The 915-nt window shown below is 74.2% G+C and carries 1 pseudogene; it reads left to right on the top strand.

Annotation, left to right across the window (positions count from 1 at the left end):
* Nucleotides 1–915 (top strand): annotated as a pseudogene (locus AB1460_RS37845) (apolipoprotein N-acyltransferase); the annotation flags it as partial.

The raw sequence follows: 915 nt of genomic DNA, 5'->3' as shown, positions 1-915 counted from the left end.
GGACTCCACCGGCGCCTGGCCCGCCCCGCCGCCGCCACCGCCGCCGGGCTCCTGCTCTACCTCGCCTTCCCCCCCGTCGGCCTGTGGCCGCTGGCACCCCTCGCCGTCGCCCTGTTCACCCTCACCGTCCACAACCGGCCCCTACGTGCCTCCTACGGCCTGGGCCTGCTGTTCTCCCTCGCCTTCATGCTCCCGCTGCTGCGCTTCGTCTCCTTCGTCGGCGCCGACGGCTGGATCGTCCTGTCCGCCGCCGAAGCCGCCATCCTCGCGCTCATCGCCCCCGCCACCACCCTCGCCTACCGCCTGCCCGCGCCCTGGCTCTGGGCCGGCGCCGCCTGGGTAGCCCAGGAAGCCCTCCGCGGCCGCGCCCCCTTCGGCGGCTTCCCCTGGGGCCGGCTCGCCTTCAGCCAACCCGACAGCCCCTACACCGGCCTCGCCGCGCTCGGCGGCGCCCCCCTCGTCACCTTCGCCGTGGCCACCACCGCCACCCTGCTCGCCACCACCGCGCTCACCGCCCGCCGCACACCCGCCCCACGCATCGCAGCGGCCGCCGCCGGCGCCACCGCACTCACCCTCGCCGGGCTCACCATCCCCCTGCCGACCGGACCCCAGCGCGGCACCCTGCAGGTCGCCGCCATCCAGGGCAACGTCCCCGAAGCAGGCGGCTACGACGCCCTCGGCGAGGCCTTCCAGGTCACCGCCAACCACGTCACCGGCACCGAACGCCTCGCCGCCGACGTCCGCGCCGGCCGCACCCCCCAGCCCGACCTGGTCCTGTGGCCCGAGAACTCCTCCGACATCGACCCCCTCACCAGCCCCACCGCCCACGCGGCCCTCACCCTGCCCCTCATACACACCCCAGAGCCCACTCAACCAGCTAGCATAACGTATCCAGTCTTTTGCTTAAACAAACAA

The sequence above is a fragment of the Parafrankia sp. FMc2 genome (assembly GCF_041008525.1).
Classification (GTDB): domain Bacteria; phylum Actinomycetota; class Actinomycetes; order Frankiales; family Frankiaceae; genus Parafrankia.
This window is presented reverse-complemented; position numbering and strand designations above follow the sequence as displayed.